This window comes from Luteibacter sp. 1214 (genome assembly GCF_031455395.1).
In the GTDB taxonomy this organism is placed as follows: Bacteria; Pseudomonadota; Gammaproteobacteria; order Xanthomonadales; family Rhodanobacteraceae; genus Luteibacter; species Luteibacter mycovicinus.
The window spans coordinates 743,139-768,839 of record NZ_JAVDSQ010000002.1; the positions used below are offsets into that span (position 1 = coordinate 743,139).

Annotated in this window: 24 protein-coding genes; 9 read left to right on the forward strand and 15 right to left on the reverse strand. The window is 66.0% G+C overall.

Going from position 1 to position 25,701, the window contains the following annotated elements:
• Positions 1 to 11: 11 nt before the first annotated feature.
• The 4 genes from J2X57_RS07890 to J2X57_RS07905 all read right to left on the reverse strand — a co-directional run bounded on the left by J2X57_RS07890 (position 12) and on the right by J2X57_RS07905 (position 5,279).
• Entirely contained in the window at positions 12 to 1,316 is a 1,305-nt protein-coding gene (locus J2X57_RS07890) for a c-type cytochrome (RefSeq protein ID WP_036109206.1), read from the reverse strand.
• The gene (locus tag J2X57_RS07895) at positions 1,313 to 3,586 is read right to left on the reverse strand and encodes a molybdopterin cofactor-binding domain-containing protein (protein WP_309865520.1); all 2,274 of its coding nucleotides are present in this window, start codon (positions 3,584 to 3,586) and stop codon (positions 1,313 to 1,315) included. The genes J2X57_RS07890 and J2X57_RS07895 overlap by 4 nt, the downstream gene beginning before the upstream one ends.
• Positions 3,583 to 4,077, reverse strand: coding sequence for a (2Fe-2S)-binding protein (locus tag J2X57_RS07900; protein WP_036109200.1), 495 nt, complete (start codon positions 4,075 to 4,077; stop codon positions 3,583 to 3,585). Before J2X57_RS07900 ends, J2X57_RS07895 begins: the two co-directional genes overlap by 4 nt.
• A 212-nt stretch (positions 4,078 to 4,289) precedes the next feature.
• Entirely contained in the window at positions 4,290 to 5,279 is a 990-nt protein-coding gene (locus J2X57_RS07905) for a glycoside hydrolase family 43 protein (protein ID WP_309865526.1), read from the reverse strand.
• 111 nt (positions 5,280 to 5,390) lie between these two features.
• Between J2X57_RS07905 and J2X57_RS07910 the strand changes: the two genes are divergently transcribed.
• Positions 5,391 to 6,380, forward strand: coding sequence for a helix-turn-helix domain-containing protein (locus tag J2X57_RS07910; protein WP_043696679.1), 990 nt, complete (start codon positions 5,391 to 5,393; stop codon positions 6,378 to 6,380).
• A 78-nt stretch (positions 6,381 to 6,458) separates the two neighbouring features.
• Complete coding sequence (locus J2X57_RS07915; RefSeq protein WP_052191447.1) at positions 6,459 to 7,448, forward strand: DJ-1/PfpI family protein; 990 nt, start codon at positions 6,459 to 6,461, stop codon at positions 7,446 to 7,448.
• Between the two features lie 202 nt (positions 7,449 to 7,650).
• Here the strand turns inward: J2X57_RS07915 and J2X57_RS07920 are convergent, their stop codons facing one another.
• Positions 7,651 to 9,744 carry a TonB-dependent siderophore receptor gene (locus J2X57_RS07920; protein WP_309865531.1) on the reverse strand — a complete coding sequence of 698 codons (2,094 nt, stop codon included), beginning with the start codon at positions 9,742 to 9,744 and terminating at the stop codon, positions 7,651 to 7,653.
• 384 nt (positions 9,745 to 10,128) lie between these two features.
• Here J2X57_RS07920 and J2X57_RS07925 point away from each other — a divergent pair, with 384 nt between their 5' ends.
• Genes J2X57_RS07925 through J2X57_RS07935 form a run of 3 tightly spaced genes read left to right on the forward strand, consistent with a single transcriptional unit; the run spans position 10,129 to position 12,262 of the window.
• Positions 10,129 to 10,437: a hypothetical protein gene (locus J2X57_RS07925; protein ID WP_051943156.1), complete on the forward strand. Its 309-nt coding sequence runs from the start codon at positions 10,129 to 10,131 to the stop codon at positions 10,435 to 10,437.
• Positions 10,434 to 11,999 (forward strand): PepSY-associated TM helix domain-containing protein, encoded by a 1,566-nt coding sequence (locus tag J2X57_RS07930; RefSeq protein ID WP_309865533.1) that lies wholly within the window; start codon positions 10,434 to 10,436, stop codon positions 11,997 to 11,999. Before J2X57_RS07925 ends, J2X57_RS07930 begins: the two co-directional genes overlap by 4 nt.
• Positions 11,996 to 12,262, forward strand: a complete 267-nt coding sequence (locus J2X57_RS07935) for a DUF3325 domain-containing protein (protein ID WP_036109186.1) — start codon at positions 11,996 to 11,998, stop codon at positions 12,260 to 12,262. Before J2X57_RS07930 ends, J2X57_RS07935 begins: the two co-directional genes overlap by 4 nt.
• A gap of 121 nt (positions 12,263 to 12,383) precedes the next feature.
• Here the strand turns inward: J2X57_RS07935 and J2X57_RS07940 are convergent, their stop codons facing one another.
• The 3 genes from J2X57_RS07940 to J2X57_RS07950 all read right to left on the reverse strand — a co-directional run bounded on the left by J2X57_RS07940 (position 12,384) and on the right by J2X57_RS07950 (position 14,449).
• Positions 12,384 to 13,043 carry a M24 family metallopeptidase gene (locus tag J2X57_RS07940; RefSeq protein ID WP_309865536.1) on the reverse strand — a complete coding sequence of 220 codons (660 nt, stop codon included), beginning with the start codon at positions 13,041 to 13,043 and terminating at the stop codon, positions 12,384 to 12,386.
• Between the two features lie 79 nt (positions 13,044 to 13,122).
• Positions 13,123 to 13,935, reverse strand: a complete 813-nt coding sequence (locus tag J2X57_RS07945; protein WP_309865539.1) for an alpha/beta hydrolase — start codon at positions 13,933 to 13,935, stop codon at positions 13,123 to 13,125.
• Between the two features lie 10 nt (positions 13,936 to 13,945).
• On the reverse strand, positions 13,946 to 14,449 hold the full coding sequence (locus tag J2X57_RS07950) for a hypothetical protein (RefSeq protein ID WP_052191449.1): 504 nt from the start codon (positions 14,447 to 14,449) through the stop codon (positions 13,946 to 13,948).
• Positions 14,450 to 14,625: 176 nt separating this feature from the next.
• Between J2X57_RS07950 and ompR the strand changes: the two genes are divergently transcribed.
• The gene (gene ompR, locus J2X57_RS07955) at positions 14,626 to 15,342 is read left to right on the forward strand and encodes a two-component system response regulator OmpR (protein WP_309865542.1); all 717 of its coding nucleotides are present in this window, start codon (positions 14,626 to 14,628) and stop codon (positions 15,340 to 15,342) included.
• On the forward strand, positions 15,339 to 16,667 hold the full coding sequence (locus J2X57_RS07960) for an ATP-binding protein (protein WP_309865545.1): 1,329 nt from the start codon (positions 15,339 to 15,341) through the stop codon (positions 16,665 to 16,667). Before ompR ends, J2X57_RS07960 begins: the two co-directional genes overlap by 4 nt.
• Positions 16,668 to 16,691: 24 nt before the next feature.
• Here the strand turns inward: J2X57_RS07960 and J2X57_RS07965 are convergent, their stop codons facing one another.
• Entirely contained in the window at positions 16,692 to 17,810 is a 1,119-nt protein-coding gene (locus tag J2X57_RS07965; RefSeq protein ID WP_309865546.1) for an NADH:flavin oxidoreductase, read from the reverse strand.
• A 92-nt stretch (positions 17,811 to 17,902) separates the two neighbouring features.
• Here J2X57_RS07965 and J2X57_RS07970 point away from each other — a divergent pair, with 92 nt between their 5' ends.
• The gene (locus J2X57_RS07970; protein ID WP_036109166.1) at positions 17,903 to 18,307 is read left to right on the forward strand and encodes a helix-turn-helix domain-containing protein; all 405 of its coding nucleotides are present in this window, start codon (positions 17,903 to 17,905) and stop codon (positions 18,305 to 18,307) included.
• Here J2X57_RS07970 and J2X57_RS07975 read toward each other — a convergent pair.
• The 6 genes from J2X57_RS07975 to J2X57_RS08000 all read right to left on the reverse strand — a co-directional run bounded on the left by J2X57_RS07975 (position 18,304) and on the right by J2X57_RS08000 (position 24,805).
• A complete protein-coding gene (locus J2X57_RS07975; protein WP_051943153.1) occupies positions 18,304 to 18,726 on the reverse strand; it encodes a hypothetical protein in 423 nt (140 codons plus the stop codon). The two genes, J2X57_RS07970 and J2X57_RS07975, sit on opposite strands and share 4 nt — an antisense overlap.
• A gap of 33 nt (positions 18,727 to 18,759) precedes the next feature.
• Positions 18,760 to 19,836, reverse strand: a complete 1,077-nt coding sequence (locus tag J2X57_RS07980) for a nitronate monooxygenase family protein (protein WP_309865553.1) — start codon at positions 19,834 to 19,836, stop codon at positions 18,760 to 18,762.
• Between the two features lie 78 nt (positions 19,837 to 19,914).
• On the reverse strand, positions 19,915 to 21,252 hold the full coding sequence (locus J2X57_RS07985) for a cytochrome c (RefSeq protein ID WP_309865556.1): 1,338 nt from the start codon (positions 21,250 to 21,252) through the stop codon (positions 19,915 to 19,917).
• Positions 21,253 to 21,262: 10 nt separating this feature from the next.
• Positions 21,263 to 23,038 (reverse strand): GMC family oxidoreductase, encoded by a 1,776-nt coding sequence (locus tag J2X57_RS07990; protein ID WP_309865558.1) that lies wholly within the window; start codon positions 23,036 to 23,038, stop codon positions 21,263 to 21,265.
• Positions 23,039 to 23,042: 4 nt separating this feature from the next.
• On the reverse strand, positions 23,043 to 23,771 hold the full coding sequence (locus J2X57_RS07995) for a gluconate 2-dehydrogenase subunit 3 family protein (protein ID WP_309865561.1): 729 nt from the start codon (positions 23,769 to 23,771) through the stop codon (positions 23,043 to 23,045).
• A 152-nt stretch (positions 23,772 to 23,923) separates the two neighbouring features.
• Positions 23,924 to 24,805: an AraC family transcriptional regulator gene (locus J2X57_RS08000; RefSeq protein WP_309865564.1), complete on the reverse strand. Its 882-nt coding sequence runs from the start codon at positions 24,803 to 24,805 to the stop codon at positions 23,924 to 23,926.
• 133 nt (positions 24,806 to 24,938) lie between these two features.
• On the opposite strand from J2X57_RS08000, the gene J2X57_RS08005 reads away from it, so the two are divergent.
• A complete protein-coding gene (locus tag J2X57_RS08005) occupies positions 24,939 to 25,694 on the forward strand; it encodes an SDR family oxidoreductase (protein WP_309865567.1) in 756 nt (251 codons plus the stop codon).
• Positions 25,695 to 25,701: the final 7 nt, after the last annotated feature.

A 25,701-nucleotide genomic window follows, 5' to 3' on the forward strand; every position in this document is an offset into this window, starting at 1 on the left:
AGGCGCCGGGCCTAAAGTGCCCGGCGTCTGGCGACGTCCTCCGCGGTCACCTGCCCCTGTTTTCCGCCGAAATGACGGATGACGTAGTTGGCCAGGGCGGCTACCTCCGGATCGCTGTACGCGTGACCGAAGGCCGGCATGTAGACATCCGTTTCGCCGATCCGCATCGTCACGCCGTGCAGGATCGCCTGGGTGACGTTCCGCCCGCTGGGGTCATTGACGCCACGCGTACCGACGAGGCTGGCGTACGACGTCTGCTGTCCGGCGCCATTCCATTGATGGCAGCTGGCACACGCACCTTCGAACAGGCGCAGACCGTCCGCGTCGGCCGTTTCATCGTCTCCACCAGGCGCGGCCGCACTGGACGCGAGTACGGCTTTGGGCGACGGGTCGACGACCACCGGGTCATCGCCCTCGCGCGCAGGCACCGTGCGCAGCCAGGCGACGAGCGCCGCCGTGTCTTCCGGTTTCAGGAACTGCAGGCTGTGCGCGACCGCCTCGCCCATCGGCCCCATGGCCGACGCATGGCCATCCGCGTGGCCGGTACGCAGATACTGCGTCAGCGCCTCGTCGCTCCACTTGCCGATGCCGTGCGTGGCGTCCGAGGTGATGTTCCACGCGCGCCAGCCTTGCAGTTCCGCACCAGCCAGCGACTCGCCATGCTTCAGCCCGAAACCGACGTTACGTGGCGTATGGCATTCCGCGCAGTGACCGAGCGGTCCGGCGAGATAGGCACCCGCGTTCCACGCCGGCGATCGCGAGGGATCGTTCTCGAAGCGTTCGCTGCGGAAGAACGCGGCATTCCAGAAACCCATCGCCCAGCGCTGGTTGAACGGGAAGCCGAGATCGTTCGGACGTTCCGGCTGGCGCACCCTGGGCAAGGTGAACAGGTAGGCCTTGATCGCCAGGACATCGGCACGGCTCAGCTGCGTGTACGCCGTGTACGGGAAGGCGGGATAGAGATGCTTTCCGTCCTTGCGTATGCCCTCGCGGACCGCACGCACGAAGTCGTCGTCGCTCCAGCCGCCGATGCCTGTCTCGACGTCGGCGGTGATGTTGGAAGAGTAGATCGTGCCGAACGGCAGCTTGAAGGGCAGGCCTCCTGCGAAGGGTTTACCGGTTTCCGGCACCGTATGACAGGCGATGCAATCGGCCGCGCGCGCCAGATACTCGCCGCGTGCGACGGGATCGGCGTTCAAGGGCGCACCGGCGAGCACCGGCGCGGTGCCATCGGCCGGATCGGTGCGATTGAGCGCGACGTAGGCCACCGCTCCGATGATCAGGACGACGACGATCAACAGAAAGAAGCGCTTCATGCGACGCCCTCCTTGCCGGTTCCCGCATCCGCGACACGTTTGAGCGCATCCGCCGATGCGGCGAGCGAGGTGCGCGAGACCGGCAACTCCGTCAGACGCACGCCGGTGGCGGCGAAGATCGCGTTGGCCAGGGCCGGCGCGGCGATCGCCGTACCGACTTCGCCCAGTCCTCCCGGCGACTCCCCGCTGGCGACCGTATAGACCTCGACGTTCGGTACTTCGTTGATGCGCAGCGTGCGGTAGTCGTGAAAGTTGCTCTGCTCGATCATGCCGTCTTTGAGGGTGATGCCGTTGAACAGGGCGGCGCTGAGGCCGAACAACAGACCACCCTGCACCTGCGCCTGCACGGAACTCGGATTGATGGCGATACCCACGTCGACGGCGACCACGGCGCGTCGCAGGTGAACCTGGCCCTGTGCCGTCACCTCGACCTCGACGATCGCGCAGACGTGGCTACCGAACGGCGACGCCACGGCGATACCGCGTCCGACCCGCGCCGGTAACGGCTGGCCGCCCCAGCCGATCTTCCCGGCGGCGAGGTTCAGCACGCCCAGCGGCCGTGAACCGGGCTTCATCAGCGAACGCCGGTACGCCAGCGGGTCCTTGCCCGAGGTGTGAGCGAGCTGATCGATGAAGCTCTCGACGATGAAAAGGTTGTGCGTTGGACCGACGCCACGCCACCAGCCGACGACGAGCCCGGGCGGCATGTCGTGGCGGACCCACTCGACGAGCACGTTGTCCATCTCGTAAGGCAGATCGGCCGCGGACTCGATGGCGTCGCTGTCCATGCCGTCCTTGCCCATGCCACCGGGCGCCCAGCGCCCGAGTACCGTGCCACTGGTGATGCGATGCTTCCACGAGGTCGGGCGGCCATCGCCATCCAGCGTGGCCGAGATGCGGTCGAAGTACAGCGGCCGCACGCGGTCATGACGGATGTCTTCCTCGCGACTCCAGATGACCTTGAGCGGGTAGGCCACCTGCTTCGCGAAGGCCACGGCCTGTTCGACCTGGTCGGTTTCGAGGCGACGGCCGAAACCGCCGCCGAGGTACTGGTTGTTCACCGTCACCGCGTCGAGCGGGATGCCGCAGATGCGCGCGGCTTCCTTCTGCGCGCGTGTCGGAACCTGTGTGCCCGTCCAGATCTCGCACTTGCCGGGCGTGACGTGCACGGTGGCATTGAGCGGCTCCATCGGCGCGTGCGCCAGCATGGGCGAAACGAAGGTCATCTCCACCGCCTTGCCACCCGCGGCCGCCTCGCCCTTCGGCTTGCGCCCGACCAGGGCGGGGCCTTTGCGCGAGCTTTCCTGCAAGGCGGCGACGAGCGTGGCGGTATCGAGTTTCTCGTTGACGCCGTGGCGCCATTCGATCTCGAGTTCCTGGAGGCCACGATGTGCGGACCAGTAGTGCTCACCCACCACGGCCACGGCATCGGCCAGCCTGATCACATCGATGACCCCGGGCACGGCGCGTGCCTTCGTCTCATCGACGGCACCGAGCGTACCGGCGAGTTCCGGGCTGGTACGTACGGCGGCGTATTTCATGCCCGGCACTTTGACGTCGATGCCGAACTGCGTACCGCCGTTGACCTTATCCGGCGAGTCCACGCGACGCAGCGGCTTGCCGATCACGGTGAAGTCTTTGGGGTCTTTCAGTGTGACGGTCGCGGGCTGCGGCAGTTTGCCGGCGGCTTCCGCCACCGCCGCGAATCCGAGGGTGCGACCCGACGGCACGTGCGTGATGGTGGCGCGCGCCACCGAACAGCTGGCCGCATCCACGTGCCACTGCGCCGCGGCGGCGGCTACAAGCATCTCGCGCGCCACCGCACCCGCTTCGCGCAACGACTGCCACTGTCCGCGCGTGCTCGTGGAGCCGCCGGTGATCTGGCCGCCCCCAAGCAAGACCTGACCGTACAGCGCATCACTGGGAATCGAATGTTCGACGGTGATCTGATCCAGGCCGACGCCGAGCTCCTCCGCGAGCATCATCGAAATGCCCGTGTAGATCGCCTGCCCCATTTCGACCGTGGGCATGACGAGGCGGATGCGCCCATCCGCGTCGATCCGGATGAACGCGTTGGGTGCGAACGTCGGATGGCCATCGGCCGCGGCCGCCGCGTCATCCGCCGGTTGGCGTCGGGGATTCATCTGCGCGACCGCGGGACCGAGCCCGGCCGTCCACAGGAAGGCCACGGCGAGACCACCGCCTGCGAGCTTCAGCGCCGAGCGGCGCCGCGGATCGATCCCGTGCTCGTCGTGAGGGGAGGCGGTCATGGCGTACTCCCGTCGACGATGACCTGCAACCCTTGCGGCAGTCCCGTCGCCGCCTGCTTGATGGCCTCGCGGATGCGCACGTACGTGCCGCACCGGCAGATATTGCCGGCCATCGCGGCATCGATGTCGCGATCGCTGGGGTTCGGTGTGCGCGCGAGCAACGCCGCGGCGGACATGATCTGTCCGGACTGGCAGTAACCGCATTGCACGACGTCGACCGCCAGCCAGGCCTGCTGCACCTTCGCGCCTTCGGGTGTCGCGCCGATCGCCTCGATCGTCGTGACGGCGCGGTCGCCCACGGCCGACACGGGCATCTGGCAGGAGCGGACCGGCTGCCCATCGAGGTGCACCGTGCACGCCCCGCACTGCGCGATGCCGCAACCGAACTTCGTGCCGGTCAGTCCCACCACGTCGCGCAGCACCCAGAGCAACGGCATATCGGGTGGCACGTCGGCCTGCCGATCCTCACCATTCACGCGCAGCGTGTACATGTCCCCTTCCCCTCGGCTGGGTGGACGCTCGCGTCCACTGGCTTGATCAGATGTCGGGCGACAGATTACGCCGAATCGGGAGCCGTGCATTCCGCGAGAGGAGGTGTTTTTGCAGAAACTTCTTGCGGCGTGACGAGGGACCGGCACATCGCGCCCGTTATGTGCCGCGCTTTATGCCGACTCCATCGGGCGGTCCCGGCCAAGCCGCTGCGTCAGCGCAGCGGCTTGGCGGTCACGCCTTCGTTGGTCATCTTCACTGGCAGGATGTGACCGTCCTTGTCGAAGTGCATCTCGTCGATGCTGGTCACGCGATGGTTGCCGTCGGTATCGCCGAGGGGATGGCGGTGATAGACGATGTACCAGCTGTCGTCTTTTGCGACGTGAAACACGGAGTGATGCCCGGCGCCGGTGGCGATCTTCGGATCCTGCTCCAGAATCTTGCCGATACGCTTGAACGGGCCTGTCGGGGAGTCGCCGATCGCGTAGGCGACGCAATAGTCCGGCCCGGTCCAGCCACCTTCCGACCACATGAAGTAGTACTTGCCGTTGCGCTTGAACATCAGCGGGCCTTCGACGTACTCGGGCGCGGGCGTGATTTCCTTGAAGGTCGTGCCATCGGCCATCGGCTCGACGCCGGTGAAATCCGGCCTCAGCTTCACGATGTTCGCGTGCTTCCAGCCGCCGTAGATCATGTAGTAGGTGCCGTCGTCGTCATGAAAGACGAACTGGTCGATCGGCTGCGCGCCGTTATGGAACTTGTCGATCAAGGGCTTACCGAGCAGATCCCTGAACGGACCGTCGGGCTTGTCGGCGACGGCCACGCCGATGCCACCGACCTCGTTGTCGTTCTGGATGTCGTTGGCGGCGAAGAAGAAATAGTACTTGCCGCCTTTCTCGACCAGCGCGGGCGCCCACAGCGCCTTCTTCGCCCAAGGGATGTCTTTCATCGCCAGCACGCTGCTGTGCTTCGTCCAGTGCACCAGGTCCGGGGACGAGAACGCGTCGAAGCCGGTCTGCTGCGCGTACTTCAGCGACGTGGTCGGGTAGATCCAGTACTGATGATCGAAGATCGCGGCTTCGGGGTCGGCGTACCAGCCGGGGAAGACGGGGTTCCCGGCGTGTCCCGGCGGTGGAGCGGCGAATGCCGCCGTGGACATGCACGCGGCGAGCACCGCACCCCCAACCCATTGAGCTAACCGCATGCCGAGTACCCCGTTCGTCTGTGCAGAGCGGACGACCATAACGTTTCGGCCGTCCGGATGCCATCGGAGGTATCGTTTACCGTGATCCGCCCACGGAATGAAAACGTACGTATGTCCGCCGCTCCCCGCACCATCTGCATGCTCGTCTATCCTCAGGCGCAGTCGCTGGACATCAGCGGCCCCCTTGAGGTGTTCGCGCTGGCCAGCCGCCAGGCCCAGGATGACGAGCCCGGACGTGCGCCGCTGTATCGCATGCAGGTGTTGGCCGCGACGGACAAGCCCGTGGAACTGGCATCCGGCATGCGCCTGCTGCCGGATACCCACTACCGCGATATGCCCAACGAAACCGATACCTTGCTGGTCTGCGGCGGCATGGGTGACGCCGTCGAGCGGGTGCGCGCCGACACGAACCTGGTGACATGGCTGCACGAGGCCGCGCAACGGGTGCCCCGCGTCGCCTCGATCTGTAGCGGCGCCCTGCTGCTCGCCGAGGCAGGCCTGCTTGACGGCCGGGAGGCGACCACCCACTGGAGCGACATCCCCGAGCTGCGCGACCGCTATCCTGCCGTGCGCGTGTTGCCGGACGCGATTTACACGCGCGACGGCCATATCTGGACTTCGGCGGGAATCACGACGGGGATGGACCTGGCGCTGGCGATGGTCAGCGCCGACCACGGTGCCACGCTGGCGCTGAAAGTCGCGCGGCGCATGGTCATGGCCAACAAGCGCTCGGGCGGGCAAAGCCAGTTCAGCGAACAACTGCATGCACTGGAACAGCCGGAGCACTTCGCGTCGCTGGCGTCATGGATCGGCGAAAACCTGCGCAGGCGACTCGATGTCGGGATACTCGCCGATCGGTTGCACATGAGCCCTCGCCAGTTCACGCGCCGGTTTGGTGCGCACTTCGACGTGACACCGCTGAAGTACATCGAGCGCTTGCGCGTCGAAGCGGCAAAGCCCCTGCTCGAGAGCACCGGCAAGGACATCAAGCGTGTCGCCGACGAGTGCGGGTTTCCTTCCGACGAGGCGATGCGCCGGGCTTTCGTCCGCCGGCTGGGTAGCACGCCGGCCGAGTACCGGGCGCGCTTCGCGGCTAAGTGACCGTTTGCGCGGGTTCCATGTCCGCAAAAGCACCCAGAAACGTTTTAGCGTGCGGCATCGTTCACGGAGGATCCGCCCATGCGCCGCCTGCTGCCCTTGCTCGCCATGTTCTTCGCCCTGCCCGCGCTCGCGTCGCACGAACCGCACGGGTCCGCGCCGCCGGTCCGGGTTGGCATCGTACTGTTCGATGGCGTGCAGATCATCGATTTCGCAGGCCCTTACGAGGTTTTCGGTACGGCGGGCTTCGGCGTGGTTACCGTATCGCCGGATGGCAAGCCCGTGACGACGGCGATGGGGCTAAAGGTCACGCCCGATGCGAGCTTCGCCACGGCGCCGCCGTTCGACGTGTTGCTGATCCCTGGTGGCGACGTCGAGGATGCCCAGAAGGATCCACGCGTGCTTGAGTTCATCCGGCAGCGTTCGGTGCCCGCACGGCAGGTGCTCTCCGTATGCACGGGCGCCTTCATTCTCGGCGCAACGGGGCTGCTCGACGGCGACAAGGCCACGACCTTTACGCCGCGGATCGATGAGCTGGCGGCCGCCTTTCCGAAGATCGATGTGATCCGCGATGTGCGCTGGGCCGATAACGGCAAGCTGATCACGTCGGCCGGCCTTTCGTCCGGCATCGACGCGGCGTTGCATGTCGTCGCCAGGGTTCGCGGTACCGATGAGGCACGTACCGTCGCCATGCGCCTGGAATACGACTGGAAGCCCGACGGTGGGTTTGTGCGGTCACGGATGGCAGATCGCTTCCTGACCAAGAAGCTGCTTCAGGCGGGGGTCGAGTGGCCGAAGGACGCGAAGTTCGATGAGTACGTGTCGACGGGCGATCTCGATCAGTGGGTCTCGCGATATCACGTGGAGACGGCGACGCCAGCGGCGGAGTTGCTCGACCGGCTGGATGCGGGTGCCCGGAAGAGTGGATTGTGGAAGGCGGCGGGGAAGCATCGGTGGACGAATCGGCAGGAAGGGCGGGATGTGATGCTGAGCTTCGAGACACAACCGGGTGCCGATGCCAGGCACTTCGAGCTGGACATCATGTTGAAAGCATCGCCAGCGCAGCCGTGATTTTGCGATTTGGGAGAGGTTGCGCGACCCGCGGCTCGTGCAACTGCTTGCCTTGATTGGGGCTCGACCAGGCGGTTTTCAGGTTCAGCCCGCCCTCCATGTTGGCCTCATCACGCTGACCGTCAAGCAAATCCACAGCTTGGTACCCCGTTCGTCTGTACGGAGAGCGGACGACCATAACGTTTCGGCCATCCGGATGCCATCAGAACCGGTAGCTGGCACTTCCCATGATGCTGCGGCGCGGACCGTAGAAGCAGTCGCCGCGCGCGAGGCATGAGGCGTTGTAAACCTGGTCGGTGACGTTGGCCGCGTTGACGGAGAAACGCCATGGGCCCTGCGTGTACGCGACCATCGCGTCGAACAGGGTCTTGTGGGGAACCACGAGCGTGCCCGTCTCGTCGTAGTTGGTACCGATGTAACGCGCACCGATGCCGAAGCTGAAGCCGTCGCTGTCGGCCGCGTTCACGTGATAGACGCCCCACGCCGATGCCTGGGTCTTGGGCAGACCCGCGACGATCGTGCCATCGTCGGGACGCGCCCTGGTCCAGGTGTACGTGCCGATCAGGTCGACATGATTGCCGATCCGCGAGTTGCCTTCCAGTTCGACGCCGCGCGTCTTCGCCCGCCCCGCCTGTATCTGGTTCAGCGGATTCTGCGGATCCGGTGCGAGTCGATTTTCCTCACGCAGATCGAAGTACGTCGCCGTGATCAGCGTCGATCCGCCGACAGGCTGGTACTTCAGGCCGGCCTCGTACTGCTTGCCGCGCAGGGGCTCATAGGGCCGGTTGTAGAAGTCGAGACTATCCAGCGGCTGGAACGATTCGGTGTAGCTGACGTAGGGCACGATGCCGCTATCGAACCGGTACATGAGACCGAAGCGCGACGTGGTCGCGTTATCCACGGAGCGGCTGCCGCCGGTCGTCAGCGTCGCACGGTCGTGACGCACGCCGACGGTACCGATCCAGTGATCGCCCCAGTTGATCTGATCCTGGACGTAGAGGCCGGTCTGACGGGTGTGGCTGGATGCGACAGGAAAAACATCGGGCGGCACGAAACCGTTGTGGTAGACCGGCGCATAGAGATCGAAGGGCGTGGCGTCGAAGCCGTTGCCCTGCGCGCTATCGGTGTGCGAATAGCTGATATCGAGGCCGAACAGGACACGGTGATGCATGCTTCCCGTATCGAAATCCCCTTCCGCATGGGTGTCGGTGACCAGACGCTTGTGCCGGCTGATGGCGACATAGCTGTATCGCGACACGGTGCGCTGGTCGTCGTCGAGGAACGGATACGCAGGGTTTGAATAGACGTTCGGGTAGAGCGAGCGATAGTCGACGTTGTCGTGCGAGTACCGCGCGTTCTGCACGAACTTCCACGTGTCGTTGAAGCGATGTTCGAAGAACGACGATACCGAGCGCTGATCGGTATCGTAGCGATCGAAGCCCGGCTCGCTGACGAAGCGATTCGTCGGAATGCGCCCGTTCGGATTGGGCAGCAAGGTGCCCGCATGCGGCAGGAAGTTCAGTGACGAGCCGTTGCGGTCGAACTGGAGATTGACCAGAAGGCTCCAGCGCGTGTTCGCGTCCGGCTGCCAGGTGATCGACGGTGCGATGGCGCGACGGTCGTCGGATACGTGGTCGATCTGCGTATCCGCATCGCGCAACACACCGATCAGGCGATACGCCCAGTGCCCGGCGGCGTCGAGGGGACCGGTGAAGTCGAAGGCCGTCTGCTTGCGCGCATGGTTTCCCAGCTGCACCTGCACTTCATGCGCCGCCGTGAACTGGGGACGCTTCGAGGTCAGACCGATCAGGCCGCCGGTGGTGCCCTGTCCGTAGAGGACCGACGACGGGCCGCGGACCACTTCGATGCGGTCGAGAAAATAGGGCTCCGTACGGGCGTAGCTAGACCCAAGCGCCTGACGAAGGCCGTCCAGATATTGCGTAAAGGATGTGCCACGGACGAACGCGTCGTCGCCGCGGCTGTCCACGCCGTAAGCGTCCGAGCGTACGCCGGCGGAGTAACGCAGCGCATCCTGCACCGTCAGCACGCCCTGGTCGATCATCTGCGTGTTCGAGATCACGGAGATCGCCTGGGGGGTCTCGATGATCGGCGTGTCGGTCTTGGTCGCGCCGGAGGCGTCCTGCCGGGCGTAGCCTTCGTCCACCCTCACCCCGTGCACGTCGACGGCGTCGAGCTGAACAGCCTTGTCGCTGCGGGCGGTGTCCTGAGCGAACGAGGCATGCGACGCCAGTACCCCTGCGATGAGCAGAGGCAGCGCCTTCGAAGGAAGGGTCATGAGCTTGGGTCCGTGGCTGGATGTCGTTGTCGTCGGTAATGCGAACGACTCTCATTACCATGATGACGAATCGCGTCCGGTTTCGCAAGATCCTGTGGCGTAGGCGAAGGTCGGGCCATGCTGTGGCGCGACGTCTCTTCAACGCAGAGATTGCGAATGGATCGTATTTCCGTAAAATCGTTGAACTCGATTCCTCCGCGGTCCCGCCATTCCGTTCGCTCATCGGGTAGCCAGTCGCGCATCGTCGACGCAGGCGCTATCCGATATGCGACTCAACGTGAAGAACGCCTTCGACCGGCATTACTTCGTGACCGCGTCCTCGACGCGCACCAACTGGGGTGAGCCCCGCAGCGTGATGCTCAACCTGGAAAGGAGATTCTGAAGATGGCCAGGCGCAAGGCGGCAGGCATTCAGTCCACTCGCGTGCTGGAAATCACGTCGCGTGCGGTTGCCGCCGTCTTCGGCGGCTACGCGATGGCGGCTTTGGTCGCCTCGGCCTTCGCTCGCTGGCTGCCTGTCGCGCGCGTCGAGGCGGTGATCACAGGCATGCTTTCCTCGTTCGCCGTGTACGCCACCGTTGTCATTCTCGCCTTCGCCATGCGCAGCGCGACGCGGGTGTGGTTGTGGCTGGCAGCGTTTGGCCTTCCCCTTGCGGGTGCGCTCGCATGGTCGATGCACGGGAGCGCGGCATGAACGGTGTCAACGGCGGCCTGCGCCAGTCGATGGCCTGGCTGCATACCTGGGCCGGCCTGCTGGTCGGCTGGCTGCTGCTGGCGATCTTCGCCACGGGCACCAGTGCGTATTTCCAGGACGAGATCACCCGATGGATGCAGCCGGAGATCACCGGCCAGCGCCAGATCACCCTGGCCTCCGAGCGCGCCCTCGACTGGTTACAGAAGAACCAGCCCGGCGCGGACAGCTGGTCGATCACCCTGCCCGGTCCGCGCGCCATCGCCTCCACCGTTTACTGGAAGCCGGCCGGCGAGACGCGCCGCTCGCTGCGCGACCACACCATCACGCTGGACGGCAACGGCGAACCCGTCGTGTCGCGCGCGACCATCGGCGGCTTCTTTCTCTACCGCATGCACTTCGACCTGCATTACATGCCGGTGCTCTGGGCGCGCTGGATCGTCGGCTTCTGTGCCATGTTCATGCTGGTGGCGATCATCAGTGGCGTCATCACGCACAAGAAGATCTTTGCGGATTTCTTCACGCTGCGCTTCGGCAAGGGGCAGCGCTCGTGGCTGGATGCGCACAATCTGAGCGCCGTGCTCGCGTTGCCGTTCCACGCCATGATCACCTTTACCGGGCTGGTCACATTGCAGTCGCTGTACATGCCCTGGGGCATGACGGTGGCCTATCCCACGGTGGCGGCGTACTCCGCCGATGCCTATGGCAGCGAGGCGCCACCGGTGCGTTCCGGCAACGCCGCGCCTGTGGCACCGATCGCGGAAATGATTCGCCAGGCGCGCGCGGCCTGGGGTGGCGCGGAGCCGGGCTATATCGACATCGCGTTCCCCGGCGACGCCAACGGCATCGTACGCATGTTCCGCGGCGGCGGCGACGGTATGGCGGCGCGTGCGAAGACCTTGCAGTTCGATGCGGCCACCGGCCACATGCATCCGGTACCGGCCGCGAAGGGTGCTGCGAGCGAGACCGAGAGCGTGATGGTGGGCCTGCATGCGGGACGCTACGCACCCTATCTGCTGCGCTGGCTGTATTTCCTTTGCAGCCTTGCCGGTACGGTGATGGTCGCGACGGGGCTCATCCTGTGGACGGCCAAACGGCGCGTGCAGCTGCCCGATCCCGAGCGCCCGCACATCGGCTTCCGGCTGGTCGAGCGGCTGAATATCGCCAGCGTCGCCGGTCTCCCGCTCGCGTTCGCCTGCCACTTCCTCGCCAACCGCCTGCTGCCGCTGCGCATGGACGGCCGTCCGGACTGGGAAGTGCATGCGTTCTTCATCGCCTGGGGCGGATCGCTGCTGCTCGCCTGCCTTCTGTCGCCGCGACGCGGATGGCTCACGCTGCTGGCGGCGTCGACCGCCGCCTTTGCCGCCATCCCCGTCGTGGACGCGCTGACCACGGACCGCTGGCTGGTGCCGAGCCTGTTGCACGGCGACTGGGTTTTCGCAGGTTTCGACCTGACCATGATCGCCCTTGCCGGCGCACTCGGGTTCGCCACGTGGAAGGTCTATAAGCGACCCATGGTCCTCGCCCGACACAAGCGCGCCGCGACGCGGGAGGTATCGGCATGATCCTCTTACCGATGCTTGCCTCCCTGCTCGGATTTACATTGTTGTGCCTCGGCATGTCGCGACATCAGCGCGATCTGTTCGGCCGCGCAATGTCGCCTGGGCGTACCGTGGCGGCGAGATGGATCGGCTGGACCCTCGTCGTGCTTGCCTACGGCGGCAGCATGCTGATCGAAGGTGCCGCCCTCGGCGCCGTTTATGGGGTCGGCGTGCTCACCTTCGGCGCGCTGGTCGTGGCGTTCACGGTTACCGGAATGTCCAGGTAGCTTGCCGGTAGCCGGCTCAGTGTGCGCCGCAGCTACGACGACGACCGGACGACAGCGTGCCGTCAGGCATGCTTACCCGACGGAGCCCAGAACAGACCGCGCGAACTCGATCCGCTTCATGTCACGCCATCAACAGGTCTTCGTAGAACGCTCCGATCGGCAGGGTCGGGTGGGCGATCTGGATCTCGAGGATCCACAGACCCGGTACCGGCGCGCCGGCGAAGTCGCCGAGGTTGCCGGCCTTGTGCACGGCATGGGGGTAGTCGCCGACCCGATGGCCCTTGGTCGCGTGGTTGAGGCGCCAGCCCATGGCGTCGGCCTCGGCGCTGACGTAGTCGTACAGCGCGACGCCCGTGACACCGTCGCGCCAGCGTGCCTCACCCCTGGCGAACAGCTCGCGCGACGCGGCGGCGCAGGCGTGCATGACGGGATCATTGCCGACTACGAAGGTGTCGCCCACATCGCCCTCATGGCCATCGAAGACGGGCCCCAGGTCGACGAAGTAGATGTCGTTCTCACCGAGCACCGTGTCGGGCGCCGAGCGCTGACGGAACGTCTTCAGCGTGTTGGCGCCGAAACGCAGAATGCTCGGGTGCCAGATGCGGTCCATACCGGCAGCCTCGAGCCGTTCCTTCGCCAGTTGAACGGCCTCGGGCTCCGTCATGCCCGGACGGATGCGCGAGGCGATGTCGCGCAGGGCGGTCCAGGCGCGCTCGCGGGCACCCAGCATCCGGGCGAGATCGAATTTCCTGCCGACGTTCTCGGCGGTCGCTGCGGGCATGGCGGCGGTCCAGGCGTTTCGGGGTGGTCATTATCCCCCGGCGAAGCATGCCGCCAACAGGGTGGGCGACACGCTTACCTCAAGGCCAGCCCACCGCACGCAGCCACGCGTCCACCTGCCGCGTATATCCCGGATCGGTCCCGAGCTCCCGGTTGATTCCCATGTGATCCAGCGCCACCGGCAACGTCGCGGCTCGTCCACCCAGGGCGTTCACCTTCGCGGCAAAGCGCTCGTTCGCCCCGCACGACTGCGCCCGCGCCGACGAACACACCATCAGCATCGGAGTGGCGGGCGCGCGGACCAGCCGGTCCAGCGGCGACACCGCCGGCCAGCCCGCCGGGTCGCGGCCGAACACGAGGTCATAGAAACGCGCATGTGGTGCGTTCATGATCTGGGGAAGATCCACGGCACCGCTGTCGAGGGATACCGTGGCCAGCCACGGCGCCACGCCGGCCTGACGGGCTATGTCGGGCGACACGGCAAGCAGGCTGACGAGGTGCGCGCCGGCCGAATGCCCCATCAGCACGATGCGTGACGGATCGCCGTGCCACTCATGCGCGTGACGCTGCACCCAGGCCAGTGCGCTGGCGACATCGGCCGCCTGCTCCAGCGGTGACGCGGCAGGCCATAACCGGTAGTTGACCGACACGACGATCGCACCTTGCGAGCCCCAGTGCGCCTGCTTAGCGTCGATCACCCCGGGGTTGTCCTTGTCGCCGACGATCCATGCGCCGCCATGAACCATGACGAGAATCGGTGCGTCATGCGCGCCTGCCGGCACGTGAACCTCGAGGGTCTGTTCGCGCGACGGCCCATAGGACACATCGGCGGCCGATGCCGGCAAGACGATGAAGGCGATCAGCCAGGCGATAAGCCGGAGGATGGGGTACACCGGAGCTTCCTCAGTGGCAGGCGATGCTTTCGCCAGCCGCGTTGCTGCAACTGCCGGTGTGAGTGACCCCGTCCCGGGTGACCGTCGTGCTGCCGCTGTAGCTGTTCCCAGCCGCGCCGGTCGCCGAGGCGGAGTGCGTGATGCCCTGCCCTTGCGCACCCGTGGTTTGTCCCGCGAACGTTCCACCCTGCGCCCCGGTAGCGTTCGTGTTGCGATCGAAACTGCCAGTGCCGTCGGCGTTATGCGTGGCTGTCGCGCGGGTCGTTGCCGTGCCACCGCCAGAACCCCGCCAGTTACCTCCGGCGTTGGACGTCACATTGCCCTGGCCATCGGAGACCGTACGACGACCGTGCGCGCCCGTCGCGCCGTTGGGACCCCGGAACCCCGCCGCGTGGCCGGCGACGGAACCGCCCTCGGCCTGCCCGTGGGCGCCATAGGCGACGAAACGACCCGATGCGGTCGCCACGCCGGATGCGAGGAGAAGCGCCAGGGAGCAGGCAATCGTGCGATACATGAGCAAACTCCATCTTGATGGCCGTCCGGCCGGAGACGTCACTCTGACGAATCCCAGGGCGGCCCGCCGTCACGCTTCGCAACCGAACGTTTCCGTGCATCGCTTACGAAACATCCTGTTACACCTTCGCTCCCGGTGGCGCCCCGGTCGCGTCCCGGACACGGCAGAATCGCACCATGACCGAGTTCACGCCCTCCCGCATCCTGATCGTCGACGACGACGCGCGCCTGCGCGATCTGCTCTCGCGCTACCTGCAGAGCCAGGGCTTCGCGACGGTGACGGCCGAGGACGGCAAGGCGCTGGACCGCGAGCTGAAGCGTCGACACGTCGACCTCATCGTGCTCGACATCATGATGCCGGGAGAAGACGGCCTCGCCATCTGCCGCCGCCTGCGTGGCCAGGGCGTGGATACGCCGATCATCATGCTCACGGCGCGTGGCGACGAGGTGGATCGCATCGTCGGGCTCGAGATCGGCGCCGACGATTACCTGGCCAAGCCGGGAAGTCCGCGCGAGCTGGTCGCCCGGATCAACGCCGTGCTTCGCCGTGGGCGCGCCGCGCCTGGCGCACCGCTCACCGACAACCGCCGCGTCGTCTTCGGGCCCTTCGTACTCGAACTCGGCACGCGCCGCCTGCTCCGCGATGGCGAACCGCAGCACCTGACGACCGGTGAGTTCGCTGTACTCGCGACACTGGTACAACGCCCGCGCCAGCCACTCACGCGCGACCAGCTGATGAGCTCCGCGCGCGGTCGCGACCATGAGGCCTTCGACCGGAGCATGGACGTGATGATGAGCCGGCTGCGCCGGGTCGTGGAAGACGATCCGCGCGAACCGCGCTGGCTGCAGACCGTCTGGGGTCACGGCTACGTCTTCGTTCCGGACGGCCCGTGAACCGCCGGCCGTCCAGCCTTTTCGCAAGGATCGCCACGCTGCTCGCCGGTACGGTGGGGCTGTGCTTCGTCCTGAGCATCGTCGCGATCCGGATCACCAGCGACGAAGGCGCGGGCCGCGTGGGCATACGCGGCGCGACCGCACGTATCGTCGTCGCGGATACGCTCATCGCCAGCGGCAAGGAGGCCGGGCTGTCCGAGATCCACGTGATCCGCGCGCCCACCGCGCCCGCAGGCAGGGAGCCCGTCCTTCCCGTCGTTCGCCGCACTCTGGAGGACATTCGCCAGGCCTTTCCCGGTCGTGAAGTGCGCATCGATGGCATGCACGAGGCCACGCTGTGGATCGCTGCGCCGGCGCCCGCGACAGGCTGGCTGGGTGTGCCAGTGACCAACACCGGAAAGCCGGCTGTTCGCGCCGGCCTGCTCGCCATTGCGCTGGGCGGCGTGCTGATCGTGCTGCTCGCCGGACTTTACGCGCGCAGCATCACCGCACCGCTGCGGCAGCTTGCCGACAGTGCCGCCCACATGGTGAACGGAAGCGAGCCGCCATCGCTCCCCGACGGGGTCGCGCGTGAACTGACCGAGCTACGGTCCGCCCTCGCCCGCGCCGCGGCCGACGTTCGTGCCAGCGCACGTGAGCGCGACCTCATGCTGGCCGCGCTGTCGCACGACATGCGCACGCCGCTCGCCCGGCTGCGCCTCGGACTTGAGCTTTCGCCCGTGACCGATCCCGCGTTGCGCGGCGGCATGGAAACGGACATCGATGCGCTCGACAGCCTCTGCGAACACTTCATCGCCTTCGCACGCGACGGTCGTGACGAAGCGACGGGCGACGTCGACCTGAGCGCGATCGTGCACGACGTGGCGGCTGTCGCATCGGCGCATGGCGAGGTGTGGACGTTGCGGCTGCCCGACGCGCCGATCATCCAGGGCAAGCCCCTGACCTTGCGTCGCGCTGTGGAGAATCTCGTCCGCAACGCAAGCCGACATGGTGCGGCACCGTTCGAGGCGACGATCGAGGTCACCGCGACGGAGATCCTTACGACGGTGATCGACCATGGATCCGGCGTACCCGAGACCTTGCTGCCCCACCTCGGCCAGCCGTTTTTCCGCGGAAACGCCGCCCGCAGCGATGCCACGGGCAGCGGTCTGGGCCTGGCCAGCGTGCGACGCACGGCGATCCAGCACGGTGGCGAACTGCATCTGCGCAACCTGCCGGAAGGCGGATTCGCCGCGACGCTGGTGTTGCCGCGCGGCAATCCACGGACTCAGGCGGGCTTCGTGGGTTTACGCGTCCCATGCGAACGCCGTCTACCCGCGATGTGACGCGGATAGACGGGGGTGTCGTTGTCAGACCAGCTCAGCCAGCGACGCCGGATCGAACGACTTCATCGCCGCTGTATCCCCCGCACGCACCTTCGACACCCACTGCGGATCGCCCAGCAACGCACGGCCCACGGCGATAAGGTCGAACTCGTCGCGCTCCAGGCGCTCGGCCAGACGCTCGACGCCCACGGGCGACGACGTCGCGCCACCGAACGAGGCAAGGAACTCGCCATCGAGGCCGACCGACCCGACGGAGATCGTCGCGGCGCCGGTCACCTTCTTCGCCCAGCCGGCGAAGTTGAGACCCTCGGCGCCGTCGACGTCCGGGAACTCCGGTTCCCAGAAACGACGCTGCGAGCAATGCAGGACATCCACGCCAGCGGCAACCAGCGGCGACAGCCACGCTTCGAGCTCGGCCGGCGTATGGGCCAGACGCGTCTGATAGTCCTGCTGCTTCCACTGGCTGACGCGGAGGATCAGCGGCATGTCCGGGCCGATCGCGGCGCGCACGGCAGCGACGACTTCGGCGGCGAAGCGTGCACGCTCCGGCAACGTGGCGCCGCCGTAGCGGTCGGTACGCTCGTTGGAGCCATGCCAGAAGAACTGGTCGATCAGGTAACCGTGCGCACCGTGCAGTTCGACGACGTCGAAGCCGAGCTCTTTCGCGCTCAGGGCGGCGCGCGCAAAAGCGGCCACCGTGTCTGCGATGTCTTCATCGGTCATCGCCACGCCGTGTTTGTCGCCGGGGCCGTTGATGCCCGACGGGCTTTCCGCCGATACCGGTCCGACCCAGCCGGACATGCCGCGCGTGCCACCGGTATGCCAGATCTGCGGGCCCATGCGGCCGCCAACGGCGTGCACTTCGTCGATCACATGGCGCCAGCCGGCCAGAGCGGCGTCGCCGAAGAAGGACGGAATGTTGGGTTCGTTACGCGAGGCCGGGCGGTCGATCACCGTGCCTTCGGAGAGGATCAGGCCGACGCCATCGGCGGCACGGCGGCGGTAATAAGCGGCGTTGGCTTCTCCCGGCACGCCCGCGTCGGTGAACAGACGGGTCATGGGCGCCATGACGATGCGGTTGGCCAGCGTGAGGCCTTTGAGGGTGAAAGGGCGGAACAGCGCGTCGACAGCGGCCTGGGTCATGAGAAATATCGCACCTTTATTGAAGATGCGTGCGAGGGTATACAGGATATACTTGGCGTCAATAAGGCACTTGAAAGCTCTCAGGTATCTCCATGGAAACCCGCGCTGATCCGACCTGCTCTCCCACGCACTTCTCGGCCGGATGCCCCAGCCGCGTGCTGTTCGAGCAGGTCGCCGATAAGTGGTCGATGATGGTCCTCACCGTGTTGCACGGCGGGCCGTTGCGCTTCAACGCGATCCGGCGGCAGCTCGAAGGCGTCACGCAGAAGGCGCTCACGCAGTGCCTGCGCCGTCTCGAGCGCAACGGGCTGCTTACGCGACGCATCATTCCGGCCGCGCCGATCGGTGTGGAGTACGCGCTCACCGATCTCGGCCGATCGCTGCATCGGCCGTTCAAGGAGCTCTACATCTGGATGCACCAGAACCTGGATGAGGTCGAGGCGGCACGTGTCCGTTATGACGAAGCGTCATCCGCGCCTGCGGATGCCGTCGCCTAGGAATGTGACGACGGGTGCGCCTGAGCCCTGAGCCGGGCACTCGCCCGCGCTCTTACCGCATCCGACCCGTCGACCCGCGACAGGTACTGCAACACGTCACGCTTCGTCGAAGGATTGGCGGCGATACACACGCGCACTTTCTCGTTCACGTCGTCGGCCAGTTCGCGCAGCAGCGTCTCCGAGGCGTCGACGCGCTCGGCCACGGCGTGGCGGACGATCCAGTTCGCATCGCTGGCCAGACGTTCCAGCATCTCCGGCGGCGACGTGCGGTTGTAGGCGATAAACGGCCGCAGTTCGGGAGCGCGTGCGTGGATCTGCATCCACACCGCGAGCGGCACCGTCTCGCTGGCGGCGCGCTGGTTGTCATCGGGATCGTCGCTGACACGCAGCCGAATCCATTCGTTGGCATTGTCGATCATGTTTCCCCCTTCCCGCGGATGCGCCCGCGAGCATCAACCCAGGCGCAGCACAGCCGCCGTCTGGGCAACGATGGTACGCCCGATCTCCTCCGCTGGCACCTCCCTGGCCAGGGCACCGGCCTGACCCGACCACAATGGCTGGAAATCGCCCTGCGCCATCGCTTCCGTCGCTGCCCGCAACGGCGTCAGCGGCCCGGCCGCCAGGGGGAACGGCGGTGCATCGGCGGAAAGGGGGCCCACTTCACGCATCAGGCGGTTGATGGCGCCGCGTGCCGGGCGCCCGGTGAGCACGTTGGTGACCACGGTGTTGTCGTCACGCACGCCGCGCAGCGCGGCGCGATGCACGGCGGCGCTGGTCGATTCCGGCGACAACAGGAAGGCTGTGCCCATCTGCACGGCGGAGGCGCCCAGACACAGCGCGGCGGCCATCCCACGTCCATCGGAAATGCCACCGGCGGCGATCACGGGGATGCTCAGCGCGTCGACCATCTGCGGCACGAGCGCCATCGTGCCGGGCTGCGTCGTCATGTCGTCGGTGAGGAAGTTGCCGCGATGGCCTCCGGCTTCATACCCCTGGGCGATGACGGCATCGCAGCCGCGCTCGGCCAGCCAGCGGCCTTCGGCGACCGTGGTCGCGGTGGCAAGAAGGATGGCACCGGTCGCCTTCACCCTGTCGAGCAGAGCCGTCTCGGGTAAGCCGAAGTGAAAGCTCACCACTTCGGGCTTCAGCTCTTCGACGAGCGAACACATGGCGGCATCGAACGGCGCGCGACCACCGGCGGCGGGCAGCTTTGCCGGATCCACATCGAATTCGCTGAAGTAGGGCGCCAGCCGGTCCAGCCATCGACGTGTCTGCGCCTCGGTCGGCGTCACCGCTGTATGCGCGAAGAAATTGAGGTTGATCGGTCCGGACACCGCCGCACGAAACACCGCGACCTCCTCACGCACCTTGTCGGCGGTGATCGAGGCGCACGGCAGCGAACCGAGGCCACCGGCATGCGCCACGGCGATCGCGAGAGCGGATCCGCCGGAGCCGGCCATCGGCGCGAGAAGAAAAGGATGCTCGATGGCAAACAGGTCGAGCACGCGACGGTCGGTCCAGACAGGCACAGCAAACTCCTCGAAGCGAACCGCGAAGGTCGATACCGGCAAGGATAGACCGGTCGACCTCCGCGTCGCGTAAAGTCTTCAGTGTGCTTCGGCTTTCCGCAGCGACGTGCGTGCCGCCGCGGCCTGGCTCTCGGTGACAGCGGACGCATGGTTGCCGAAACCCGTACGCACGAAGGTTGCCACCTGCGCCACCTCCGCATCGCTCAGACGCTCGGCGAAACCAGGCATGCCCAGCGGCGACGGTGCCTTTTCGGTCGACGGCAGGTGGCTACCGCCGAGGATCAGCCGCACCAGCGTGGTCGGGTCGTCCGCGAGCACGGTCGGGTTGCCCGCGATCGTCGGGAACACGTGCGCGTAACCTTCCGCGTCGGTGCGATGGCAAGCGGCGCAGTTATCGACGTAGATTTCAGCGCCACGGCTATCGTTGATGCCGGCCTGCAGGGCCTTCGCGGTGGTGTCGTCGGGCGCGAAGCGCGACGGATCATCCGCCGTGGCCGGCAGCGTCTTCAGGTAAGCCGCGATCGCATGCAGATCGTCGTCCTTCAGCCACTGCATGCTGTGCACGGCCACGTCGGCCATCGGCTGACCGACCACGGCGCTGTGCGCGTTACGCGCGGTACGCAGCGTGTCCACGATGTCCTGTTCGCTCCAGCGACCCAGACCGTCGGCCGTGTTGCCACGCAGATTCACCGCATACCAGCCGTCGATCACCTGGCCACCGGACAGGTACGAGCCACCCTTCTCGTCAAGCGTCCGCTCCTGCAAAGCGAAGCCGCGTGGCGTGTGACAGCTGCCGCAGTGACCCGCGCCCTGGACGAGATAGGCGCCGCGGGCGATCTTCTCGTCCGGGTACGCCTTCGGATCGAATACCACGCTGTCGGCATCCGGTGCGAACAGCTTGCGCCAGATCGCCAGCGGCCAACGCATCGACAGCGGCCACGGAATCGCCGTGCCGTGGTTCGCGCGCGAGGACGGCTCGATGCCGCCGTGCCGGAAGTACGCGTACAGCGCGCGCACGTCGTCGTCGCTGAGACGCGCATACGACGGGAACGGCATGGCCGGGTAAAGGCTCGAGCCATCCGCCGCGATGCCATGACGCAGCGCGCGGTCGAACTGGTCGAGCGTGTACTTGCCGATGCCGTGGTCCGCGTCGGGCGTGATGTTGCTGCTGTAGATCGTACCCAGCGGCGTCGCCATCGGCAGGCCACCTTCGAACGGCTTGCCGCCCGGACGGCTGTGGCATGCCGTGCAGTCGCTGGCCAGGGCCAGGTAGTGGCCCTTCTCGATCAGGGATTTGTCGTCCGCGGGCACATCGCCGGCGATCGCACGCGTATGCGTGGGCCAGAACGCGAACGCCAGCGCAGCCACGAGCACGACCACGCCGAGGGCGATCAGGGTGAGGAAGAACTTTTTCATCTCGTTCTCCTTACGCCTGGACCATGGGACCGGGGTCCTTCAGGTACTTCTCGCGGATGGCCGTGGCGGCCCAGTACGCGAGGCCGCCGACCAGACCGGTCGGGTTGTAGCCGTTGTTCTGCGGGAACGCGTTGGCGCCGATGGCGAACACGTTGGGCACGTCCCACGACTGCAGATAACGGTTCAGCGCCGAGGTCGATGGATCCGAGCCCATCGTCGCGCCACCGCAGGTGTGCGTGCTCTGGTACTTGTTGATGTTGTAGTGCTCGCCGTCCTTCTTCGCATCGCCGAGGATCGACAACGGATTGAGGGTGCGGCCCATCTGCAGCGCCTGACCTACGAGGAACTGCGACGCCTTGATCTCGTTGTCCTGCCAGTCGAAGGTCATCCGCAACAACGGACGGCCAAACGAATCCTTATAGGTCGGATCCAGGCTCAGATAGTTCTGGCGATACGACATGCAGGCACCCTGCACCTCGAAGTAGAACGAGTGACGGAAGTTGTCCGCCGCCGCACGCTTCCAGTCGGTGCCCCAGTTCGGGGTACCGGCGGGCACGTTGATGCCGCGCACCGGACCCGCGCCGGGCTGACGCGCCCAGACCAGACCGCCGCCGACGAAGCCGAGCTTGCCGTTGTCGAGCTGATTGCCGTTGAGATCGTCCATCGTCGCGCCCGCGCCACCGATACCGATGAACGGGTTGGCCTGCACGCTCTTGTCGAAGAACATGACCGTACGGTTGAGGTTCTGGTACGAGTAGTTGCGACCGATGGTGCCCGTCTGCGTCACCGGGTCATAGGCCTTGCCGATGCCCGACACCAGCATCAGGTGCACGTTGAACAGCTGGAACGCGCACAGCAGGACGATGTCCGCCGGCTGCTCCACTTCACGGCCCTGCGCGTCGAGATACGTAACGCCCGTCGCCTTCTTGCCTGTGCTGTCGAGGTTGACCTTGAGCACCTGCGAGTTGGCGCGCAGCTCGAAGTTCGGCTTGATGCGCAGCGCCGGCAGGATCGAAACGTTGGGGCTGGCCTTGGAGTAATTCAGGCAACCGTAATCGCTGCAGAAGCCGCAGGCATTGCACGGACCCATCTGACAGCCGTACGGATTCACGTACGGACCCGAGGCATTGGACGTGGGAATCGGATACGGATGCCAGCCCATTTCCTTCGCGCCCTTGTAGAACTGTTCGGCGCCGAGGTAATTCGGGTTAGGGCCCAGCGGGTATTCCTTCGTACGCGACCCTTCGAACGGATTACCGCCCTCCTGCAGCACGCCGTTGATCACGCCCGCCTTGCCCGAGGTGCCGCAGACGCGCTCGAACATGTCCAGGTGCGGTTCCAGGTCGTCATAGCTGACCGGGAAATCCTGGATCGTCATGTCGGCGGGAATGAAGGCCTTGCCGTAACGATGTTCCATATTCGTACGCAGGTACATGTCTTCGGGCAGCGGACGGAAATGGCAACCCGACCAGTGCGTACCCGCACCGCCCACGCCCGTACCGGGCTTGAACGAACCCATCTGCCGATACGGCACGGCATCCGACGCGCTGTTGTGGCGAATGGTGACGGTTTCCTGATTGAGACTCTGCAGGAACCGGCGATGCACCGAGCCTTCGAGCTCATCGACGACCTTGGGATAGGCGAAGTCGGGCTGCGTATCGCGGTCGGCGCCGCGCTCGAGCGCCACGACATGGAGGCCCGCCTCGGTCAGTTCCTTCGCGAGGATCGCGCCGGTCCAGCCCATGCCGACGATGACGGCGTCCACTTTCGGTTTCACGGTAGCCATCGTCTCAACCCCTCTTGCCGGACAGATCGACCGGCGGCAGCGGATACGGTTTGTCGCGCACCGTGATCCAGTCCAGGTAATCGGCGCGCATGCCGGGGTAGCCGATCATCTTCCACGCGGCCATGCCGCGGTTGCCGCCATAGCGGGGATCGGCGAAGTAGCCGTTCTTCACTTCGTTGAGGATGTTGGTGAAGAACAGCTTGGACGAGATGTCCTCCAGCTTGAGCTTGCCGCTCTCGGCCGCCTTGAGCAGTTCTTCCTGCTGGGTGTGCTCGAGCTGGGCGAAGGTCTTGCCGTCGAAGGTCTTCCTGCAATGCGCGTCGATCGCGTTGAGGCCCACACGGATGATGTCGCGCAGCGTGAGGCGGCCCTGATAGCCGAACTCCGGCGGGGCTTCGAGGAAGGGACCCTGCATGTACCAGATGGCGCCATTGGCGTACGGCGTCTGCATGTGGCGGTCGAGAAACTCGGGCACGCCGGTCTCGACGGCACCGGGGCCGACGTCGTCACTGGGGATCAGCCGGTCGCAGATGGCGACCATGCAGGTCCATTCCACGTCCTTGAAGAAATTCGGTTTGTACCCGGCACCGCTCTCAGCGGTGGCGCCGTCACCTGGCTTGTGCGTGGCTGTCGCGGCGAGCGGGAGAGCGGCAGCGAGCGGGGCCATGGTCAGGCCAAGCAGGATACGGCGTCGCGATTGCAACGCGGCGTTGGTTTCGTCCGGTGAGGACATGGCTGGCTCCGGGGCGGCAGGCTGGCTTAAGACAATAGAAAAACCACCGACGGTCTTACTGTCGGTCGATATACTTCAGTTATGAACTAATGTGACACGTGCATGTTACAGGTGTCTTATCGACCGATGTCGTCATATCTGCATTGCGTTTTTTACAGGGGTGCCGTGCGCCGCTCTGCGTCCCTGCCCGGCGGCAAGCCGAACATCCGCGAATACTCCCGGGTGAACTGCGAAACACTTTCGTATCCCACGGCAAAGGCGGCACCGCTCGCCGATCTGCCCTCACCCGTCATGAGGCGACGCGCCTCGATCAGCCGCAGCTGTTTCTGAAACTGCTTCGGCGACAACGACGTCACCGCACGAAAATGCTGATGAAACGACGACGGGCTCATATCGGCGATGGCAGCGAGCCGCTCGACCGGAATGGATTGCGCAAACTCCGAGCGAAGCACCGCTACCGCGCGTGCCACGCGCTGGGCGTGCCCCTCCTGCCAGCCGAGGCGCCTTATCGCCGGACCATGCCGCCCGGCAAGCAACCAGTAGTGCAACTCGCGCACCAGCGACGTGTGCAGGATAGGCACCGCACCCGGCCGGTCGAGCAGCTGCATGAGGCGCAGCGCGCTGGCGGCCACCTCAGCATCGGTCGGCTCGGCACGGACATCCGGGCCAGCGGCCGGCGTGCCCGCTTCCATCGCGAGCGCCAGCTCGGCGATCAGGCGCGTGTCCAGATCCATGACCAGTGAAAAGTACGGTGCGTCTTGGCTCGCCGTCACGATCTGGCTCACGGTGGGAACGTCGGCCGTGATCAGCAGCGAATCGCCCGGTTCCAGCGACACGGTTTGCGCACCCAGGGTCACCTGCTTGCCGCCCTGAAGTACCAGACAGACCAGTGGCTGGGAGATGGCGTAGACCAGTCCGCTGGGCTCAGTCGAACGGATCGTCGTCAGGCCGGGAATGGGCGTCTGGGCAAGCCCCGTCGCGTCGGCATGCGCAGCGACATAACGGCGAACGGCGGTGAGAAGGGCCTCGGTCATGAGGTGAAAGCTAACGCATCCCAGGCGCCGCATAGCCGCCGTTGGAGGAAAAGGCAAACAACGTCGAGGTTACGGCAACGACGCGGGAGACGCCGACACCTATCGTTTCCTCATCCCAAACGGAGCCAGCGACATGACCACGATCACCCTGATTACCGGCGGCAGCCGCGGCCTCGGCCGCAACACCGCACAGAGCGTCGCGCGCCACGGCGGCGATGTCGTCATCACCTACCGCAGCCGTCGCGACGAAGCCGATGCGGTGGTCGCCGAGATCGAGTCGCTCGGTCGCAAGGCGGTCGCGCTTCCGCTGGACACCGGCGACAGCCGAAGCTTTGCGGCGTTCGCGGAGAGCCTTGCGAAGGTCCTGCGCGAAACCTGGAACCGCGATACGTTCGACCATTTGGTCAACAATGCCGGGCACGGCGATTACGCACTGATCCAGGACACGACCGAGGCAAAGTTCGACTCGCTGGTCGACGTCCACTTCAAGGGCGTGTACTTCCTCACCCAGTCGCTGCTGACCCTGCTCGCCGATGGCGGTCGCATCATCAACCTGTCTTCGGGACTCACGCGCGTCTCGTATCCCGGATATGCCGCGTATGCCGCCGCCAAGGCAGCGGTAGAAGTCCTGACCGTCTACATGGCCAGAGAACTGGGCGGCCGCGGTATCGCCGTGAACACGGTCGCACCCGGCGCCATCGAAACCGACTTCGGTGGCGGCGCCGTGCGCGACAATCCGGAAATCAACAAGATCTTTGCCGACATGACGGCGCTCGGTCGCGCGGGTGTGCCCGACGATATCGGCCCGATGATCGCCAGCCTGCTTTCAGCGGATAACCGCTGGGTGACAGCGCAGCGAATCGAGGTGTCGGGCGGTCAGGCGATATGAGCGATTC

Excerpts from the sequence above, each read along its gene's own strand:
- J2X57_RS07890 (WP_036109206.1), bottom strand. The coding sequence starts at position 1,316 with ATGAAGCGCTTCTTTCTGTTGATCGTCGTCGTCCTGATCATCGGAGCG.
- J2X57_RS07895 (WP_309865520.1), bottom strand. The coding sequence starts at position 3,586 with ATGACCGCCTCCCCTCACGACGAGCACGGGATCGATCCGCGGCGCCGC.
- J2X57_RS07900 (WP_036109200.1), bottom strand. The coding sequence starts at position 4,077 with ATGTACACGCTGCGCGTGAATGGTGAGGATCGGCAGGCCGACGTGCCA.
- J2X57_RS07905 (WP_309865526.1), bottom strand. The coding sequence starts at position 5,279 with ATGCGGTTAGCTCAATGGGTTGGGGGTGCGGTGCTCGCCGCGTGCATG.
- J2X57_RS07910 (WP_043696679.1), top strand. The coding sequence starts at position 5,391 with ATGTCCGCCGCTCCCCGCACCATCTGCATGCTCGTCTATCCTCAGGCG.
- J2X57_RS07915 (WP_052191447.1), top strand. The coding sequence starts at position 6,459 with ATGCGCCGCCTGCTGCCCTTGCTCGCCATGTTCTTCGCCCTGCCCGCG.
- J2X57_RS07920 (WP_309865531.1), bottom strand. The coding sequence starts at position 9,744 with ATGACCCTTCCTTCGAAGGCGCTGCCTCTGCTCATCGCAGGGGTACTG.
- J2X57_RS07925 (WP_051943156.1), top strand. The coding sequence starts at position 10,129 with ATGGCCAGGCGCAAGGCGGCAGGCATTCAGTCCACTCGCGTGCTGGAA.
- J2X57_RS07930 (WP_309865533.1), top strand. The coding sequence starts at position 10,434 with ATGAACGGTGTCAACGGCGGCCTGCGCCAGTCGATGGCCTGGCTGCAT.
- J2X57_RS07935 (WP_036109186.1), top strand. The coding sequence starts at position 11,996 with ATGATCCTCTTACCGATGCTTGCCTCCCTGCTCGGATTTACATTGTTG.
- J2X57_RS07940 (WP_309865536.1), bottom strand. The coding sequence starts at position 13,043 with ATGCCCGCAGCGACCGCCGAGAACGTCGGCAGGAAATTCGATCTCGCC.
- J2X57_RS07950 (WP_052191449.1), bottom strand. The coding sequence starts at position 14,449 with ATGTATCGCACGATTGCCTGCTCCCTGGCGCTTCTCCTCGCATCCGGC.
- ompR (WP_309865542.1), top strand. The coding sequence starts at position 14,626 with ATGACCGAGTTCACGCCCTCCCGCATCCTGATCGTCGACGACGACGCG.
- J2X57_RS07965 (WP_309865546.1), bottom strand. The coding sequence starts at position 17,810 with ATGACCCAGGCCGCTGTCGACGCGCTGTTCCGCCCTTTCACCCTCAAA.
- J2X57_RS07970 (WP_036109166.1), top strand. The coding sequence starts at position 17,903 with ATGGAAACCCGCGCTGATCCGACCTGCTCTCCCACGCACTTCTCGGCC.
- J2X57_RS07975 (WP_051943153.1), bottom strand. The coding sequence starts at position 18,726 with ATGATCGACAATGCCAACGAATGGATTCGGCTGCGTGTCAGCGACGAT.
- J2X57_RS07985 (WP_309865556.1), bottom strand. The coding sequence starts at position 21,252 with ATGAAAAAGTTCTTCCTCACCCTGATCGCCCTCGGCGTGGTCGTGCTC.
- J2X57_RS07990 (WP_309865558.1), bottom strand. The coding sequence starts at position 23,038 with ATGGCTACCGTGAAACCGAAAGTGGACGCCGTCATCGTCGGCATGGGC.
- J2X57_RS07995 (WP_309865561.1), bottom strand. The coding sequence starts at position 23,771 with ATGTCCTCACCGGACGAAACCAACGCCGCGTTGCAATCGCGACGCCGT.
- J2X57_RS08000 (WP_309865564.1), bottom strand. The coding sequence starts at position 24,805 with ATGACCGAGGCCCTTCTCACCGCCGTTCGCCGTTATGTCGCTGCGCAT.
- J2X57_RS08005 (WP_309865567.1), top strand. The coding sequence starts at position 24,939 with ATGACCACGATCACCCTGATTACCGGCGGCAGCCGCGGCCTCGGCCGC.